This window comes from Streptomyces sp. NPDC023573 (assembly GCF_055559735.1).
This window is the reverse complement of the sequence record NZ_JBVHKB010000009.1, coordinates 60,692-78,671: the sequence shown is the minus strand read 5'-3', so window position 1 is coordinate 78,671 and position 17,980 is coordinate 60,692. Positions and strand designations below refer to the sequence as shown.

Here is a 17,980-nt window from a genome sequence, read left to right as displayed (position 1 = left end):
CCGGGCTCTCCATCAGGGGTGGGGGGTCCGGCCCATTCGCATGCCGTTCCGCTTCACGCGCCCAGGATGCGGGAGATCCCGTAGTCGAAGCGTTCGTCGAAGGAGGTGTCCTCGAAGTGCTCGGCGGCCCGGGAGAGTGACGGGTACTCACCCGCACCGAGCCGACGGGCGAACGCCGGGCCCCTCGCGTCCGGCAGCGCCTGTTCCTCCTGCGCCAGCCCGAGGGTGAAGTAGACCAGGGTCCAGGCCGTCCAGACCGCCTCCCGCTCCCGCAGCCCGCCGTTCAGCAGCGCCTCGACCATCAGCTCGGCGAAGCGGAGCGTCGCGGGCTCGGCGGCGTACGTGCCGGCCACGATCCTGGCGCCGTCCCGGTGGGCGAGCAGTGCACGGCGGTAGCGGTGGAACAGCTCGCGGACGCGCGGTTCCCAGGGCTCGGGCAGCCCCTCCACCGGCACCTCGGCCAGGATCGCGTCCGCCATCAGCTCCAGCAGCCGCGCCTTGGTCTTGGCATGCCAGAGCACGGTGTTCATGCGTACACCGAGCCGGTCCGCGATGCCCCGGATCGAGAGCCCGTCCGCGCCCTTCTCGTCCAGCAGCTCCAACCCCGCCCGCACCACCGCGTCAGGCCCGAGCCGGGTGGACGCGGGACTCTCCACTTGCTTCTTGGTCACCGACCTAGTCTACTGGACGCCTCATTCGTTGGTCACTGACCAAGACGCGAGGAGTCATCGCATGGAGCACGTCGTCATCGCGGGAGGCGGGCCCACCGGCCTGTGGCTGGCCGCCGAACTGCGCCTGGCCGGGACCTCCGTCACCCTCCTGGAGGTCCGCCCCGAACGCGACCCCCACTCGAAGGCCCTCACCCTCCACCCCCGCACGCTCTAGATCCTGGCCTTCCGGGGCGCCGTGGAGCCTTTCCTCGCCGAGGGGCGGCGCATCCCCAGCGGGCACTTCGGCGGCTGGACGCCCGGATGGACTTCAGCGCCCTGGACACCCCGTACCCCTTCACGCTCGCCCTGCCGCAGGCCCGCACCGAGGAGCTGCTGGAGGAACGCGCCCTGGCGGCGGGCGCCGACATCCGGCGCGGGCACCGGGTGACCGGCCTCACCCAGGACGAGGACGGGGTGAGCGTGGAGGCGGCCGGCCCCGAGGGCCCGTACACCCTGCGTGCCGCGTACGTCGCCGGCTGCGACGGCACCCGGAGCACCGTGCGCGAGGCCGCCGGGATCGACTTCCCCGGCACCGACGCCACCACGTGGGGCTGGCTCGGCGACGTCGTTCTCGACGCCCCACCCGAGGATGCGGTGTACGCCGCCTCGGGCTCGGAGGGCGGCCTCATGGTCGTCCCGATGCCGGACGGCACCCACCGGATCGTGGGCGGCGACCCGGACAGCAACGGCCCGGACCACCCCGGCGAACCGACCCTGGACACCCTCCGCGCCAAGGTGACCCGGATCGCGGGCACCGACTTCGGGATGCGTGACCCGCACTGGCTCTCCCGGTTCGGCAACGCCACCCGCCAGGCCGCCGCGTACCGCAAGGGCCGCGTCCTGCTCGCCGGCGACGCCGCGCACATGCACTACCCGGCCGGAGGCGTCGGCCTCAACGTCGGCCTCCAGGACGCCACGAACCTGGGCTGGAAGCTGGCCGCGACCCTGGCGGGCACGGCTCCCGACGGCCTTCTGGACAGCTACCACACCGAACGCCACCCGGTAGGCGCCGACCTGCTGACCAGCACCCGGGCGCAGACGGCCCTGATGAACGCCCACTCGGCCGAGGGCCAGGCCCTGCGCACCCTGCTCAGTGAACTCATCACCACCGTCCCCGAGTTCTCCCGGAGCCTGGCAGAACGCCTGTCAGCGGTGGGTGTCGCCTACCCCCCGCCGCCGGGCCGCCCCGGCCACCCCCTGACCGGCCGCCGCGCCCCCAACCTCCCACTCGCGCACGGCACCGACCTGTTCACCCTCCTCCGGCCGGCCCGCCACGTCCTTCTCGACTTCACCGGCATCCCCACAACGACCCCGCCCCCTGGCGCGGTCGCCCACACCGCCCCCGCGCCGCCCTCACACCCCGTCTGGTCCGGGGTCCGCGCGGCCCTGATCCGCCCGGACGGCCACGTCGCCTGGGCGAGTGACCAGCCGGACACCGAAGCCCTGCGGGCGGACGCACACGCGGCCGTGTCCGCCGCTCACCGCCGGACGGACAGCTGATCGGCGTCCCACGGCCGGTGGGAAGTTGAGGACGCGAAAACCAGACATAACGCCCGGGTTATGGTCCGTAACTTCCCAGTGCCCGTGATCCCCATGTGATCGACAGCCCGTAATCTCCCACCGGGCAAGGGAATCGCGGGATGCGATCACGTGGGGGCGGGCGGCACATGACTTACAGACGCGCGGCGATACCGGCGCTGGCCGGGGGACTGCTGCTCACGGCGCTGCTGTGGTGGGCGGGGGCGAGCGTGGACGCGCTGCACCTCCAGGGCGCGACCGACACGCTCGGGGGACGGGTGGTCGCCGATCTCCAGAACTGGCTCTCGCCATGGTCGTACGACCCCCCGGACTCCGTCCGCTTCGGCACCGGGGTGCTGGGAGACATCGGGGACCCGGCCTCGGCCGAACCCGCCCGCTATCTCTCGCTGCATGAGACGGGCATGCAGATCCGGTTCGCCGCGGTCTTCACCTTCTTCGTACCGGGCGCGCTGCTCCTGCTGCGCAGGCTGCCTCCGGTGAACCGGCGGATGCCGGCCACGCTCCTGGCGGTGTGGGCCTGGGGCATGGTGGCCGGAATGCTGGCGTCGACCGTCTCCGCGCCGTGGATCATCGCCTCGACCGGGCAGGGCAGTTACCGGTTCCTTCCCCAGCTGGCGGGCATGGCGTCCTCCGGGCAGCAGATCGTCGCGGTGACCGCGCTCGTCGCGGCGGTGGGCACCGTGCTCGCCGCCCGGATCACCGCCAAGGGTGCGGGCCCACTCCCGCTGGGGTCCGTTCCCGTACGGTCAGCCCGCCTGGCTGCGACCGCCGGGACCGCCGTGGTCTCGGTGTCCCTGGTGGTCCTCTCGTACGAGTCCGTGGCGGCGTCCATCCAGACGGCCTCCCTCTCCGGCCGGCTGCTCTCCGAGCCGGGCGACCTGCTGCGCACGTGGCTGCTGCTCGGCGGCTGGAACGCCCCGACGGCCGGCTCCCCCGGTCTCTGGTTCCTGTACCGCCTCGCCGACGTGCTGCTGCTCGCCGTGGTGTGGTGGGCGCTGCGGCTGCTGCCCGTCCTGCTGACCCGTGCCACCGTGCCGGCGACGGCGGTCGGCGGGGTCTGCGCGACGGTCGTCGGGCTGCTGGCGAGCCAGCTGTTCCAGTTCGCGGTGATCGGAGCGGACTCGGGCCTGCGGTGGGGCGGGCAGTACCTGACCGGCGCCCTCGGCGGCCATGTCCCGGCCGCACTGACCTGGGGTCTTCTGGCTGGTCTCACCGCTGCCGTGATCCTGCGACCGGCAGGAGGCGGCGCGGAGAACGCCGAGTCGATGCTCTCCGTCCCACCGGTCGCGCCGGCGCCCGCGGAGCTGCCGGAACGGCCCGCCGGATGACCGCAGCCCCCGTCCGGTGTGTCACCGGACGGGGGCTGCGGTCCACAGGGGTGCCCGGTTACTTCCCCAGCACCGCCTTCATCACGTCCTTGGCGATCGGGCCGCCCAGGCCGCCGCCGGAGATGTCCGAGCGGGAGATGTCCATCGCCGTCGGGTCGATGAACACCGCGACCGCCACCGACCGGCCGTCGGAGTTCTTGCCGTACGAGACGAACCAGCCGTACGGGACTTCCTTGCTGACGTCGTCGCCGCGCTGGGCCGTACCCGTCTTGCCGCCCACCGTCACACCGTCGATCAGGGCGCGCTTCGCGCTGCCCTCCTTGGCGGTGAACTCCATCATCTCCTGGACCTTCTTGGCGGTCTCCTCGGAGACCGCCTCGCTCTTGAGCTGCGGCTCGTGCTCCTCCAGCGTGGACAGGTCCGGGCCGTCCAGCTTGTCCACGATGTAGGGCTGCATCAGCTTGCCGTCGTTGGCGAGGGCCGCCGTGACCATGGCCATCTGCATCGGGGTGCTCGTGAGGCTGCCCTGGCCCATGCCGGTGAGGGCGGTGCCGGGCTTGTCGAGCTTCTCGGGGTAGAGGCTCTTGGTGGCGAGCATGTCGCCGAAGGCCTCGGAGTAGACGTCCGCGTTGAAGCCGAACTTCTCGGCGGTCTCGCGCATCTTCTGGTCGCCCACCTTGAGGGCGGCGTCCAGGAAGACGTTGTTGCAGGAGTACTGCATGGCCGTCTTCATCGACGCCTTGTTGCAGACCGCGTCGCCGGCCTCGCTGCTGATCTTGCGGCTGGAAAGCGGCAGCGGGTACGGGGAGACCGCGTCGGTCGGGGCGTCGACGTCCGTGACGACGCCGTGCTCCAAGGCGGCGGCGGCCGTGAGGATCTTGAAGGTGGAGCCGGGCGGGAAGGTCTCGCGCAGCGGCCGGTTGGCCAGCGGCTTGGCCTTGTCGTCGACCAGGGCCTGGAACTTGTCGCCCTCCTTGAAGGAGTTGCCGGCGAAGACCGAGGGGTCGTACGAGGGAGTCGAGACCAGGGCGAGGACCTTGCCGGTCGACGGCTCGATGGCGACGACCGCACCCCGGGCGTCGAGGTCGGTCAGGCCCTTGTAGCCCGCCTCCTGGGCCTTCGGGTCGATGGTGGTGACCACGTTGCCGCCGCGCCGCTCCTCACCCGTGAGGATGTCCTTCGCCTGCTGGAAGGCGAAGCGCTCGTCCTGGCCGCTGAGGACGCTGTCGTACGTGTTCTCCAGGAGGGACATGCCCTGTGCCTGGGAGGCGTAGCCGGTGACGGGGGCGTACACCGGCCCCTGCTTGAACGTCCGCTGGTACTTGAAGTCGGTCCCCTCGACCGCCTTCGACCCCGTGATCGCCTTGCCGCCCACGATGATGTCCCCACGCGGGGTGGCGAACTGCGTGATCTTGACCCGCCGGTTGTGCTCGTGGGTGGCCAGCTCCTCGCTCTGCGCGTACTGAAGCCAGTTGGTCCGTACCAGCAGGGCAAGCATCAGCAGCCCGCAGAAAATGGCTATGTGCCGCAACGGCCTGTTCATCGTGCTCCCGCTCCCAGGCAGCCGAGCACACACGCACACGGGCCGCACCATCGATGTCCGGAGGTGATAGATGCGATTTTAGCGTCGATGGTTGCACGGGAAGGTCACGGCCCATGGCCACCGGGCCACGGTCACCTCACAAGTGGGCGGCGTACGCGTCCAGGGCGCGCAGCACCTCCGCCTCCCCGGCCGGGGGCAGCTGGAGGACGACCTCGTCGACACCGAGGTCCGCGTAGTACGCCAGCTTCCCGGGCGAGGGCCGGACGGCGTAGGGCACCACCTGGAGCTGCTCCGGGTCGCGGCCGGCCTCCTCCCAGGCGGCGCGCAGCTTCGGCACGGACTCCGAGAGGCCGCGCCCGCCGATCGGCAGCCAGCCGTCCGCGTCCCGGGCGATCTGGGCGAACAGCTTCGGTCCCGCACCGCCGCCGATGAGGGTGCGCGGGCCGTTCACCCGGCCGCGCGGCGCCTGCACCGGCTTCGGGTGGGCGTGGCTCGCCCGTACGGATCCGAACTCGCCCTCGTACGCCGTCGGTTCCGCCGCCCAGAGAGCCCGCATCAGGGCAAGCCGGTCACTGCCGAGGGCGCGCCGGGTCGACCACTCCACGCCGTGGTCGGCGGCCTCCTCCACATTCCAGCCGAAGCCGATGCCGAGTGTGAACCGGCCGCCGGAGAGGTGGTCGAGCGTGGCGGCCTGCTTCGCCAGGTCGATGGGGTCGTGCTGGGCGATCAGCGTGATGCCGGTGCCGAGGGCCAGCCGTTCGGTGACGGCGGCGGCCTGCCCCAGGGCGACGAAGGGTTCGAGGGTGCGGCCGTATTCGGGCGGCAGCTCGCCGCCCGCCGGATAGGGGGTCTCCCGGCTCACCGGGATGTGGGTGTGCTCGGGCAGATACAGCCCGGCGAACCCCCGCTGTTCCAGCTCGCGAGCGAGCCGGACCGGTGTGATCGTCTCGTCGGTGAGGAAGATGGTTGTGGCGATCCGCATGCGAGGCACCTCCGTCGTCGTCCGTGGCTGTCCCAACGTATGCCGTGCGGCGGGTGGGCCGGGGCCTTCGCCGGCGATTCAGTCCCGCACGACCAGCGCGGGGGTCTCCTTCGTCAGCACCTCGCCCCGGAAGAACGCCGGGCCTCGGCGCCTCATGGCCTCCATCAGCACCACGCCGAGCAGCAGCAGCCCGACGCCGATGACGAAGACGGAGCCGACGCCGAACACGGACGAACCGGAGCCGTACGCCGGGTCCCACATGTCGTACAGGGTCTTGCCGAAGACCGCCGTGAGCAGGATGCCGCCGACGACCGGGAACAGGCCCTTGAAGACGAGGTCGCGGGCGGAGCGGGTGAGGTCGGCGCGGAAGTACCAGGCGCAGGCGAAGGCCGTGAGCGCGTAGTAGAAGCAGATCATCAGGCCGAGCGCGTAGATCGTGTCGACCAGGACGTGCTCGCTGACCAGGGTCATCACCGTGTAGAACACCCCGGTCGCGACACCCGCGACGACCGTGGCCCTGCCGGGCGTACGGAAGCGGGGGTGGACCTCGGCGTACGAGGCGGGCAGGGCCTCGTACGCCGCCATCGCCAGGACCGTGCGGGCCACCGGGATGAAGGTGGTCTGCAGGCTCGCGGCGGCCGAGGCGAGCACCGCGACGAAGAGCAGGATGCCGAGGCCGGGGCCCATGACCGGGCCGGCCAGGGCGGCGAAGACGTTGTCGGAGGTGTCCGGGTTGGCGAGGCCGAGACCCGATCCGCCGGTGCCGACGGCCATCTGGGCGGCGATGCCGGTGGCGAGGTAGGAGCCGACCAGGACGACCATCGCGATGAGTGCGGCGCGGCCGGGGGTCCTGTCGCTGCCCGTGGTCTCCTCGTTGGCGGTGAGACAGGTGTCCCAGCCCCAGAACATGAAGATGGAGAGGGACAGCCCCGCCGTGAAGGCGGCGAACGACTGGACGGCGAACGGGTTCAGCCAGGACCAGGAGAAGTCCGTCGAGGTCGCGGCGAAGTCGCCGCTGCCCGCCTTCTGCACGGCCATCGCGACGAACACCGCGAGGACCACGAGCTGGAGGGCCACGAGGGTGTACTGGATGCCCTTGGTGGCCGTCATCCCCCGGTAGCTGATGGCCGTCGCCACGGCGATCAGGAGGAGGCACGTGAGGATGTGGACCGGCTTGCTGTCGTCCAGGGCGGCCACCGAGTCGCTGCCGGTGATCTCTCCGGCCAGCAGCCAGAAGTAGGAGGTGGCGACGCCCGCGAGGTTCGACAGGACGATGATCGTGGCGATCACCAGCCCCCAGCCGCACATCCAGCCCAGGCGCGGCCCGAAGGCCTTCACCGTCCAGGTGAACGAGGTGCCGCAGTCCGGCACGGCCTTGTTGAGCTCCCGGTACGCGAAGGCGACCAGCAGCATCGGGAGGAACCCGGCCAGGAACACGGCGGGCATCTGCACGCCGACCTCACCGGCGGTGGAGCCGAGGGTGGAGGTCAGGCAGTACACCGGGGCGACGGTGGAGATGCCGAGGACGGCGCTGCCCATCAGGCCGACGGAGTTCCCGCCGAGCCCCTTCTCGCGTACACCGCCGTCGGCCGGGGCGCTTCCCCGTACCGTGTCTCCGGCCTGTGGCCGCGCGTCCAGCTCAGTCATGGAGAGGACGCTATGCGCTGCGATTTCCACATCCGGAGGATGAGACTCCGACGTCTCACCCTTGATTAGCCATGCCGGGGCGGAAGTTGAGCTGTTGAATTGAAAGCTTCAGATGAACATGACCTTTCATTCAATGACCTACAAGAGGACGAGTGGGCGTACGGGAATCGCACCACCGCCCCTTTTGCGGTGATTCAAAATTTGTCCGTAGCGTGGCTGCGCCCTGTCCGGCCGGGGGACGCCCCCCGTGCCCTCGCTACTGCCTGCGGTACAGCTCCTCGATCTCCGCGTCGAAGTCCCGGATGATCGCGTCGCGCTTCAGCTTCAGTGACGGCGTGAGGTGACCGCTCTCCTCGGTGAAGTCCTCGGGCAGGACCGTGAACTTGCGGATGGACTCCGCGCGCGAGACCAGCCGGTTGGCCTCGTCCACCGCCCGCTGGAGCGCCGCGCGCAGCTCCTCGTCCTCGACGAGCTCGCGCAGGGGGATGCCCTCCTTCTTCCGCATCCGACGCCAGTGCGCGAGGCCGTCGGGCTCCAGGGTGATCAGGGCGCTGATGAACGACCGGTTGTCCCCCACGACCATGCACTGGCTGACCAGCGGGTGGGCGCGCAGCCAGTCCTCCAGCGGGGCGGGGGTGACGTTCTTGCCGCCGGACGTGATGATGATGTCCTTCTTGCGGCCGGTGATCGTAAGGTAGCCGTCCTCGTCCAGGGCCCCCAGGTCGCCCGTCGCGAACCAGCCGTCCTCCAGATGCGGCGTGGCCTCGCCGCGCTCGGCGTCCCAGTAACCCTGGAAGACCTGGCCCCCGCCGAGCAGCACCTCCCCGTCGTCCGCGATCCGCACGGCGGTGCCCGGCAGCGGCCAGCCCACCGTGCCCAGGCGGGGCTTGAGCGGCGGGGTGACCGTGGCGGCGGCGGTGGTCTCGGTCAGGCCGTAGCCCTCGAAGATCTGCATGCCCGCGCCCGCGTAGAACGCGGCGAGCCTGTGGCCCAGCGGGGAGCCGCCGCAGATCGCGTACCGGACGTGTCCGCCCAGCGCGGCCCGGATGCGCCGGTAGACCAGCGGGTCGTAGAGGGCGCGGGCGGCGCGGAGTCCCAGGCCCGGGCCGGGGCCCGTGCCGTGTTCGGCGGCCTCGACCGCCTCGCCGTAACGCCGCGCGATCCGGGCCGCACGGTCGAAGGACGAGGCGCGGCCCATCTTCTCGGCGGTGGCCCGGCCGGTGTTGAAGACCTTCTCCAGGACGTACGGGATGGCCAGCAGGAACGACGGCTTGAAGCCGGCCAGGTCCGCGAGCAGGTCCTCCGTCCGGATGGACGGCGCGTGCCCGAGCCGCACCCGCGCGCGCAGGCAGCCGATCGCGACCATCCGGCCGAAGACATGGGAGAGGGGGAGGAACAGGAGGGTGGAGGCGGGGTACTTGGAGACCGACTTGAAGACCGGGTGGAGCAGCTCGATGGCGTTGTCGACCTCGGCGAAGAAGTTCCCGTGGGTCAGGACGCAGCCCTTGGGCCGGCCCGTGGTGCCGGAGGTGTAGATGAGGGTGGCGGGGCTGTCCGGTCCCAGGGCACTCCGCCGGGCGGTGACGGCCGCGTCGGGTATGTCCTTGCCGAGCGTCTTCAGCCGGCCGATCGCGCCCGTGTCGAACTGCCAGAGATGGGCGAGGTCCCCGAGCTGCTGCCGCTCCTGGCTGACCAGCCGGCCCTGCTCCTTCGTCTCCACCGCGCAGGCGACGGCGCCGGAGTCCTGGAGGATCCAGCGCGTCTGGAAGGCCGACGAGGTGGGGTAGACGGGGACGGTGACCAGCCCGGCCGCCCAGGACGCGAAGTCGAGCAGCGTCCACTCGTAGGTCGTACGGGCCATGATCGCGACCCGGTCACCGCTCTGGAGGCCCTCCGCCACCAGGCCCTTGGCGACGGCCAGGACCTCGGCGGCGAACTCGGCGGCGCTCACGTCCTGCCAGCTCTCGTCGGTCTGCTTACGGCTGAGGACCGCCTCGGACGGGGCCTCCCGGGCGTTGTCGAAGGGGATCTCGGCGAGCGAGCCACGTCGCACGGCCGGCGCGAGCGGCGGCACGGAGACTTCCCGTACGGAGCCGTCGGCCGCCCTGACCTTGGTCGGCTCGACCAGGACCGGAACGGTGGGCGCGGCGGGTACGGCGGCGGGAGTGGGCGTGGTCATGAGCGGCTCCTCGACATGGGGTCCGGCGCCGGCCCCGTTCCTGGGGCCCGGCGCCGAGGCGGCTGCTGGGTGCGCGGGGTCGTTCACGTACGGATGACGGCAGGCGGGGTTCAGGGGCGTTCCAGGATCGCGGTGACTCCCTGGCCGCCCGCCGCGCAGATCGAGATCAGGCCCCGGCCGGGTGCCTCCCGCTCCCCGAGGAGCTTGGCCAGGGTCGCCACGATCCGGGCGCCGGTCGCGGCGAAGGGGTGGCCGGTGGCGAGGGACGATCCGACCACGTTCAGCTTGTCCCTGTCGACGGGCGCGAGCCCCTGCTCCTCCCAGGACGCCAGGGTGGCGAGCACCTGGGAGGCGAAGGCCTCGTGGATTTCGAAGAGGTCGAAGTCCTCCATGGTGAGCCCGGCGCGCTCCAGCATGCGCGGGACGGCGTACGCGGGCGCCATCAGCAGCCCGTCCTCACCGTTCACGTAGTCCACGGCGGCCGTCTCGTACAGCGACAGATACGCCAGCGGTTCCAGGCCGTGCGCCTCGGCCCACTCCTCGCTCGCCAGCAGCACGGTGGCCGCGCCGTCGGTGAGCGGGGTCGAATTGCCCGCGGTCATCGTCGCGTCGGGGTGGTCCGCGCCGAACACCGGCTTCAGCGTGGCGAGTTTCTCCACCGTGGACCCGGGACGCAGGTTCTGGTCGCGTTCCAGGCCGAGATACGGGACGACGAGGTCGTCCAGGAAGCCGCGTTCGTACGCGGCGGCGAGCCGCTGGTGGCTGGTGGCGGCCAGCAGGTCCTGGTCCTGACGGGCCACGCCCCACTTCCGGGCCGTGAGGGCCGCGTGCTCGCCCATCGAAAGGCCGGTGCGGGGCTCGGCGTTGCGCGGGATGTCCGGGACGAGGTGTCCGGGACGGACGGCGGCGAGCGCCTTGAGCCGGGCCCCCGCCGACCTGGCGCGGCGCGCCTCCAGCAGGATCCTGCGCAGCCGGTCGTTGACCCCGAGGGGCGCGTCGCTCGTGGTGTCCGCGCCGCCCGCGATCGCCGAGTCGACCGCGCCGAGCGCGATCTTGTCGGCCGCGGCGACGACGGCCTGGAGCCCGGTGCCGCACGCCTGCTGGATGTCGTACGCGGGCGTGCGCGGGTCCAGGGCGGAGCCCAGGACGGTCTCGCGGGCCAGGTTGAAGTCCCGGCTGTGCTTGAGGACCGCGCCGGCGACGAACTCGCCGACCCGCTGTCCCCGCAGGCCGAAGCGCTCGACGAGCCCGTCCAGCGCGGCGGTCAGCATGTCCTGGTTCGACGCCTGCGCGTACGGGCCGTCGGAGCGCGCGAACGGGATACGACTGCCACCGATGACCGCGACCCGGCGCGGCTGCGGAAGTGCGAGGGGAATCAACTCGACCAGCTCATCTCGACAACTCCTGACCCTTGAGTAACCTTACTCTGGAGTAAATCTACGACCGAGCAGGAGTCCAGACAATGGCCGACCGCTATCTGCACTTCACCGGCACGGCACCCGGCCGCTTCCTGACCCGCAGGCTCGGCCTGCCGCAGCCCGCCCCGCTGCGCCGCTGGACACTGGAAACCCCGTCCCTCGACGGGCCGTTGCTCCACCTCACCGCAGGCAGCTCCGCCCACTCCGACACGCTCGGCACGGTACTCGCCGCGACCGGCCTGGAGGTCGCCGACCAGGCCGGACGCCCGGCCGCCGTCGTCCTGGACGCCACCGGCGTCACCACTGCGGCGGGACTCGCCGACGTACACGCCGCCCTCCACCCCGTCGTACGGTCACTCGCCGGCGGCGGCCGCGTCGTCGTCCTCGGGACCACGCCGTCTCCCGACGACCACCACCAGGCGGCGGCGCAGCAGGCCCTCGAAGGGTTCGTACGCTCGCTCGGCAAGGAGATCGGCCGGGGCGCCACGGCGCAGCTGGTGCGGCTCGCGCCCGGGGCCGACGCCGCCTCCGCCGAATCCACCCTCCGCTTCCTGCTCTCCCCCCGCTCCGCCTACGTCAGCGGCCAGGTCGTCGAACTCACCGCCGACGCGCCCGGCGAGGTCACCGACTGGGCGGCGCCGCTGTCCGGGCGCACCGCCCTGGTCACCGGCTCGGCGCGCGGCATCGGCGCGTCCGTCGCCTCCGTCCTGGCCCGGGACGGCGCCCAGGTGATCTGCCTGGACGTCCCGCAGGCCCGGGAGGAGCTCGTCCGCACCGCGGACCGTCTCGGCGCCACCGCCCTGCCGCTGGACATCACCGCACCGGATGCCGCCGGCCTGATCGCCGCCGCCGTCCCCGGCGGCCTCGACATCCTCGTCCACAACGCCGGCATCACCCGCGACCGCAGGCTCGCCAACATGCCGGCCGACCGCTGGGCCTCCGTCATCGACGTCAACCTCGACAGCGTCCTGCGCACCACGGACGCCCTCATCGGGTCGGGCACCCTGCGCAGCGGCGGCCGTATCGTCGCCACCGCGTCCATCGCCGGGATCGCGGGCAACAACGGCCAGACCAACTACGCGGCCAGCAAGGCCGGAATCATCGGCCTGGTCCGCTCCCTGGCCCCGCGCGCCGCCGCCGAGCACGGCATCACCGTCAACGCCGTCGCGCCGGGCTTCATCGAGACGAAGATGACGGCCGCCGTGCCCCTCTTCATCCGGGAGGCCGGGCGCCGGATGAACTCCCTGTCCCAGGGCGGGCTCCCGGTCGACGTCGCGGAGACCACCGCCTGGTTCGCCCAGCCCGCCTCCGGAGCGGTCAACGGCCAGGTCGTACGGGTCTGCGGCCAGAGCCTGCTGGGGGCCTGACGCCATGACCGGCCTGAGCCTCTCGCTCGTCCGCGGAGCCGTCACCTCCCCCTTCAAGCGAGCCGGGCGCCCCGGCGCCACCCTGCCCCCCGCCCGCGAGGTGATCCCGCCCGGACGCATGGCCCCCGGGCCCCTCGCCGCGTACAACAGGATCTGCGGCTTCGCCGAATCAGGCCCGCTGCCGCTCACCTACCCGCACGTCCTGGGCTTCCCCCTGGCCATGCGGCTGATGACGGGCCGCGGCTTCCCCCTGCCGGTGCTCGGACTGGTCCACACCTGGATCGAGATCACCGGACACCGGGTGCTGCACCCGACGGACGAGCTCGGACTCACGGTGTACGCCGACGGGCTGACGCCCCACCGGCGCGGCACGGAGGTCACGATGGTCACCGAGGCGCGGCTCGCGGGCGAACTCGTCTGGGAATCACGCAGCGGCTACCTCTCCCGGCACGCGACCGGAGCGCCGGCGTCCCCTTCCGAGGCGGCACCGCAGACTCCACCGGAGCTGCCCTCCGTGGCCGAATGGCGGCTGCCGTCCGACCTCGGGCGGCGGTACGGGGCCGCGTCGGGTGATCGGAACCCCATCCACCTCCACCCCCTGACAGCACGGCTCTTCGGCTTCCCCCGGCACATCGCGCACGGCATGTGGACCGTCGCCCGCTGCCTGGCGGAGGCCGAGCGCGGGAGCGACGCGGGCGGAGGGGGCCGGATCAGGTCCGTGCGGGCGGACTTCAGGGCACCGGTCCTGCTGCCCTCCACCGTCACGTACGCCACCGACGGCACCGCCTTCCAGGTACGCGGAGGCAGCCGGGTCCACCTCACCGGGACGGCCGCCGCGTAGCACCTGGCGCGCTCAGTCCCCCCGGGACTGCCAGCCGCGCCCGTGCATGAGGTTCTCCAGGCCCGCCCACGAGAAGTTCATCAAGGTGGAAGCGGCCTCCTTGGCCGAGACGCCGGGCGTGGCGTTCGCCCATCCGGCGAGCGCCTCCGCCGCCCCCACCAGCGCCTGCGCGAGCCCCGCCACATCCCGGTCGGGCAGCGCCGGGTCGCTGTGCGCCTCACGGGCCGCCGCACCGATCAGACCCGTCACGAACGCAACGATCTCCTCGCGCAGCGCCCCCACCTCGCTGACGAACGGCTCCCCGTGCGAGCTCGCCTGCTGGTGGAGCACCGCCCATCCGTCCGGGTTCTCCGCGGTGTGCGTGAAGAAACCCCGCAGCCCCGACCACAGTTGCCGGTCAGCCGCAATCCCCGGCTCCACCGCCGCCTGCACGGCCTCCACCAGCGCTTTCGACTCGCGTCGGATGCACGCGGTGAAGAGCTCCTCCTTGGAATTCAGGTACAGATAGACCAAGGGCTTGGACACACCGGCCAGTTCCGCGATCTCGTCCATCGACGCGGCCCGGTAACCGCGCTGGGCGAAGGTCCGCACAGCCGCGTCCATCATCTGCTGCTCACGCACCGCGCGCGGCATTCGTTTGCTCTTCACTGCACTCACGTCAGACGTCCCTCCCGCCCCCACTGCGCTACTCCTCGGTAAGAGTACGGCGCGGCCCCGCCCGCCGTCGTACAGGCGGAACGGGGTCCGGTCACGATGGCCGGTAGTCGTCCCACCGGGCCGGCGGGGGCGGCCCTCAGCCCGCGAGGAGCGGGCGTCCGGAGCCCGGGGCCTGCCGCTGCTGGAGGTGGACGGCCGGGCCCTGCCGGGCGGCCGGCCGTGCGAGTGCCCGGCGCATCGCCTGGTACTGCAGGTAGGAGTCGCTCAGGGCCTTGCGGAGCTGGTCGACCTCTGCCGCCAGCTCCTGCTCCCGTACGGCGGTGGGGGCGGGGGCCGCCTCCAGGCCGGTCCTGCCCGCTTCGATGAAGCGCTTCTTCCAGACGCTGATGGCCTGGGCGGACACGCCGGCCCGGCGGGCCGCGTCGGCTGCTGTGATCTCACCGGCCAGTATGGCGAGCAGGATCGAGACTTTCTCCTCCGGAGGCAACGCGGGCGGCCTCGGCATGCCACGTCTCCCTTTTCTAGGTGTCGTGTTCTACGGGGGAACTCGTCCATCCGGTCAGTGCCCGGCCGCGCACGATCTCCTCGACCGTGCGCTCGACCTCGGGCGCGGACACCGTGCCCGGCGGCGTGACCGCGATGACGGCCGCGCCGTCGGCGCACTCCACGATGGCCCCCGTCCATGACGCGGGCAGCAGGGTGATCAACCGGACAGCGGCGGTCTCGGGGGCGGCGCCGGCGGGCGCCGCTGCCGAGACCGTGATGCGGAAGTGGTGGGCAACGGTCACGTTGCTCTTGCCCTCTCGGTATGGCCTCTCGGGGTAGGCCGTGTCGGGCAGCCGGCCCGCGTCGTCGCGGACCCGGCGGCTCCGGCGGCTCCGGGGGCGGCTCACCCCCAGTCGTGCACGTCCCCGGTGTCGATCACGATCTCGCCCAGGAGGTCCTCGATCAGGCCGATGGCGGACCCGAACGGGACGTCGCAACAGAGAGCGGTGTCAGCCGGCCCCGGTGCGGCTCCCCCGTCGGCGGCGGCCGTCCCCGCGCCCAGGAGGCACAGGGCGAGCGCAGCGGTGACCGAGGTGACGGCTCTGCGCGTGCGGACGTTCGTACGGACCATGACGGTGCGGTGTGACTGCTTCATGTTTCCCCCTGGGTAAGACTCTCATCCGGCACCCGTGCTGTGGGCCGGTAGCCAGAACTCTGCCGTTTCGCACGGTGCTTGTGACGCTGCGGAACGTGCACCTTGATGCATCTCCGGGTGCCGCATGCTGCATGCCGGCCCGTCTCCGGGAAGTGCTCGCTCAGGTCCCGGCCCGGCACTTCATCAGCTGGGCACGTCGTGAAGGTTGTAGTGAGCACGTGAGTACGTAACCTGTCGGTGCACACCCGATGCGGACACCTGCGTTCCGCACCGGTGTGTGCACGTGCACGCGAGCGAAGCCGGGGGTGGCCGTGCGGCAGGATTTGGGATTTCTCGGTGTTGACACCGACGTCGAACAGGCTTACCGGGCGCTGCTGAGGACCGGGCAGGCGTCGCCCGACGAACTGGCCGGACAGTGCGGCTACAGCACGGAGCAGGCCGAAGAGATCTGCCGTCAGCTGGTCGAACTCGACCTGGCGAACACATCGGCCTCCGGGATCCTCACCCCGCTGTCGCCGGCGAAGGCGGTCGAGGGGCTGGTGGCCGCGGCGGTCAGGCGTCTCGAACTGCGCCTGCAGAGCGAAGTCCACGCCGGCGGCATCGTCGACGCCCTGATCGCGGAGCGCCGTGCGCCTTCCCCGGTCGGGCACCTGGGAGACGGACAGTCCGTGCAGCTGACCGGCATGGCGGCGGTGAGGGCGGCCATCGACGAGCTGACGTTCTTCACCTGGGACGAGAGTCTGACCACGAATCCCACCGGGGTGCTCAGCAAGGAGAGCATCTCGCACGCCCGTCCCATCGACGAGCGGGTGCTGCGCCGTGGTGTGCGTATGCGCACGGTGGTCGGTCACGCAGCCCGCGAGGACCCGCCGACCATGGCCTATCTGCGTGAACTGGCGGGCAAAGGAGCCGCCATCCGCATCGCGCGCGACCCGATCGAGCGTCTGATCATCTGCGACCGGGCCGCCGCTCTGACGCCTCTGGACCCGGCGCACACCGCGAAGGGCGCCATCCTGACGCGCGAGCCCGGGCTCGTCGCCGCGCTGGTCTCCCTGTTCGAACGCATGTGGAGCAGTGCGGATCCACTGTGCGTACCGGAGGACGAGCGCGCCGACGAGGCCGGAGGCCCACTGACGGAGCTGGAGCGCAAGATCCTGCACTCCTTGTGTACGGCGGACAAGGACGAGGTCGGGGCGCGTGAGGTGGGCATCGCGCTGCGGACCTACCGCAAGCACGTGGCCGCCCTGATGCGCCGCCTGGACGCGACCAACCGCTTCCAGGCCGCCCTGCTCGCCCGCGAACGGGGCTGGCTCTAGACAGGGCGGCTCCGGAAGGCCGGTTCGTCCTCACACGGCCGCCACCGGTGTCCGGGCCGGCTCCGGGACGGGCGGCGGGGCCTTGCGCTCCAGCAGCGACAGCATGGGGCCGGTCATCGCCGTCGTGGCCAGGGCCATGACGACCAGGGCCAGGGTCATGGGGCCGGTGAGGATGCCCGCGCTGACCCCGGCCTGGAGCACGATGAGCTCGGTGAGCCCGCGGGTGTTCATCAGCACACCCACCTCCCGGGCCACCGTGGGCGGCCGGCCCGCCAGCCGGGCCCCCGCGTAACCCCCCAGGGTCTTGCCCGCGACCCCCAGGACGACCGTCGCCAGGAGCAGATACCAGGACACCGATCCGTAGGCACTGCTGAGGACGTCCACACCGGTGACCACGAAGAACACGGGGACCACGAAGCGGCCGGCGCGTGAGACGCCGGCGACGGCCGCGTTCCACGGTGTGCCGTCTCCGCCCGGCACGGCGAAGCCCACCATCGCGGCGCCGAGGACGGCTGTCATGCCCAGGTGCTCCATCGCGTAGCCCATGGAGCAGGCGGCGACGGCGAGGAACACGGTCATCGACCGCTTCCGGCCGACGACCAGCAGCCGGGCCGTCCGGGAGCGCAGGGCTGCCCGGAGGACGAGCATCAGGACCCCGCCGACGGCCAGTGCGGTGAGGCAGCCGACGAGATTGCTCACCGTGCGTGCGTTCAGGCAGATGGCGAGGGTGAGCAGCAGCCATCCCACGCTGTCGATCACGACGGCGGCCGCCATGGTCAGGGTGCCGCTGGGGCTGTCCTGCATCCGGCGGAAGGTGAGGATACGGGCCATGACGGGCACAGCGCTGATCGACATGGAGACGGCGGTCATCAGGACGAACGCGGGCGCCGGGGCGGCGCCTCGTACGGCCTGGTCACCGAAGGCGATGACACCCCAGGCGAGCAGGGCTCCCGCCAGCATGGCCGGGATCAGCGAACCGGCCGCCACCCAGCCGACGGTGGCCTTGCCGGGGCGCTCGGTCCGTCCGCGCAGGTGGTGGGCGAGACCGACCAGGTAGAGGGCAAGCGCGCCCTGGCCGATCACCGTCAGCCCCCGGACGACGTCGGCGGGCAGGACCGCGTCGAAGGCTGAGCGGCCCAGCACCGCGAGCAGGAGTGGTCCCGCCAGGAGCCCGGCGGCTATCTCGCCGATGACGTCGGGCTGGCGCAGGCGCACCGCCGCGCGGCGGCCGGCGGCGGCCAGGGCGAGGGCGACCAGCAGAGCTGCGGCGCCGTGCAGCAGGGTGAGCGGATGCGGCATCATGTCCGGTCCT

The 17,980-nt window shown here is 71.9% G+C and carries 15 protein-coding genes and 1 pseudogene; 5 read left to right on the top strand and 11 right to left on the bottom strand.

Translation table 11 applies throughout. The features are described from left to right. Positions 1-53: 53 nt before the first annotated feature. Positions 54-671 (bottom strand): TetR/AcrR family transcriptional regulator C-terminal domain-containing protein, encoded by a 618-nt coding sequence (locus tag ACZ32T_RS26920; RefSeq protein ID WP_467268711.1) that lies wholly within the window; start codon positions 669-671, stop codon positions 54-56. Between the two features lie 61 nt (positions 672-732). On the opposite strand from ACZ32T_RS26920, the pseudogene ACZ32T_RS26915 reads away from it, so the two are divergent. Both ACZ32T_RS26915 and ACZ32T_RS26910 read left to right on the top strand, forming a co-directional pair. Next, positions 733-2,210 (top strand): annotated as a pseudogene (locus ACZ32T_RS26915) (FAD-dependent monooxygenase). A 167-nt stretch (positions 2,211-2,377) separates the two neighbouring features. After that, complete coding sequence (locus ACZ32T_RS26910; RefSeq protein WP_467369433.1) at positions 2,378-3,577, top strand: hypothetical protein; 1,200 nt, start codon at positions 2,378-2,380, stop codon at positions 3,575-3,577. 58 nt (positions 3,578-3,635) lie between these two features. On the opposite strand, the gene ACZ32T_RS26905 is transcribed toward ACZ32T_RS26910, so the two are convergent. The 5 genes from ACZ32T_RS26905 to ACZ32T_RS26885 all read right to left on the bottom strand — a co-directional run bounded on the left by ACZ32T_RS26905 (position 3,636) and on the right by ACZ32T_RS26885 (position 11,316). Continuing rightward, a complete protein-coding gene (locus tag ACZ32T_RS26905; RefSeq protein WP_467268716.1) occupies positions 3,636-5,120 on the bottom strand; it encodes a peptidoglycan D,D-transpeptidase FtsI family protein in 1,485 nt (494 codons plus the stop codon). A 136-nt stretch (positions 5,121-5,256) separates the two neighbouring features. After that, the gene (locus tag ACZ32T_RS26900; protein ID WP_467268717.1) at positions 5,257-6,102 is read right to left on the bottom strand and encodes an LLM class F420-dependent oxidoreductase; all 846 of its coding nucleotides are present in this window, start codon (positions 6,100-6,102) and stop codon (positions 5,257-5,259) included. Between the two features lie 78 nt (positions 6,103-6,180). Beyond that, complete coding sequence (locus tag ACZ32T_RS26895) at positions 6,181-7,749, bottom strand: APC family permease (RefSeq protein ID WP_467369431.1); 1,569 nt, start codon at positions 7,747-7,749, stop codon at positions 6,181-6,183. Between the two features lie 256 nt (positions 7,750-8,005). Beyond that, on the bottom strand, positions 8,006-9,928 hold the full coding sequence (locus tag ACZ32T_RS26890) for an AMP-dependent synthetase/ligase (protein WP_467268723.1): 1,923 nt from the start codon (positions 9,926-9,928) through the stop codon (positions 8,006-8,008). 110 nt (positions 9,929-10,038) lie between these two features. Further along, the gene (locus ACZ32T_RS26885) at positions 10,039-11,316 is read right to left on the bottom strand and encodes an acetyl-CoA C-acetyltransferase (RefSeq protein ID WP_467268866.1); all 1,278 of its coding nucleotides are present in this window, start codon (positions 11,314-11,316) and stop codon (positions 10,039-10,041) included. A gap of 74 nt (positions 11,317-11,390) precedes the next feature. Here ACZ32T_RS26885 and ACZ32T_RS26880 point away from each other — a divergent pair, with 74 nt between their 5' ends. Both ACZ32T_RS26880 and ACZ32T_RS26875 read left to right on the top strand, forming a co-directional pair. Then, the gene (locus ACZ32T_RS26880) at positions 11,391-12,713 is read left to right on the top strand and encodes a 3-oxoacyl-ACP reductase (RefSeq protein WP_467268725.1); all 1,323 of its coding nucleotides are present in this window, start codon (positions 11,391-11,393) and stop codon (positions 12,711-12,713) included. A gap of 4 nt (positions 12,714-12,717) precedes the next feature. After that, positions 12,718-13,554, top strand: coding sequence for a MaoC family dehydratase (locus tag ACZ32T_RS26875; protein ID WP_467369429.1), 837 nt, complete (start codon positions 12,718-12,720; stop codon positions 13,552-13,554). A gap of 12 nt (positions 13,555-13,566) precedes the next feature. On the opposite strand, the gene ACZ32T_RS26870 is transcribed toward ACZ32T_RS26875, so the two are convergent. The 4 genes from ACZ32T_RS26870 to ACZ32T_RS26855 form a co-directional block, all read right to left on the bottom strand. Further along, a complete protein-coding gene (locus ACZ32T_RS26870; protein ID WP_356710099.1) occupies positions 13,567-14,187 on the bottom strand; it encodes a TetR/AcrR family transcriptional regulator in 621 nt (206 codons plus the stop codon). 160 nt (positions 14,188-14,347) lie between these two features. After that, on the bottom strand, positions 14,348-14,716 hold the full coding sequence (locus ACZ32T_RS26865; protein WP_467369427.1) for a transposase: 369 nt from the start codon (positions 14,714-14,716) through the stop codon (positions 14,348-14,350). 16 nt (positions 14,717-14,732) lie between these two features. Continuing rightward, entirely contained in the window at positions 14,733-14,999 is a 267-nt protein-coding gene (locus ACZ32T_RS26860) for a hypothetical protein (RefSeq protein WP_467369425.1), read from the bottom strand. A gap of 101 nt (positions 15,000-15,100) precedes the next feature. Further along, entirely contained in the window at positions 15,101-15,352 is a 252-nt protein-coding gene (locus ACZ32T_RS26855) for a hypothetical protein (RefSeq protein ID WP_467268734.1), read from the bottom strand. A 311-nt stretch (positions 15,353-15,663) separates the two neighbouring features. Between ACZ32T_RS26855 and ACZ32T_RS26850 the strand changes: the two genes are divergently transcribed. Further along, the gene (locus ACZ32T_RS26850; RefSeq protein ID WP_467369422.1) at positions 15,664-16,668 is read left to right on the top strand and encodes a helix-turn-helix transcriptional regulator; all 1,005 of its coding nucleotides are present in this window, start codon (positions 15,664-15,666) and stop codon (positions 16,666-16,668) included. A 30-nt stretch (positions 16,669-16,698) separates the two neighbouring features. On the opposite strand, the gene ACZ32T_RS26845 is transcribed toward ACZ32T_RS26850, so the two are convergent. Beyond that, complete coding sequence (locus tag ACZ32T_RS26845) at positions 16,699-17,970, bottom strand: cation:proton antiporter (RefSeq protein WP_467369420.1); 1,272 nt, start codon at positions 17,968-17,970, stop codon at positions 16,699-16,701. Positions 17,971-17,980: the final 10 nt, after the last annotated feature.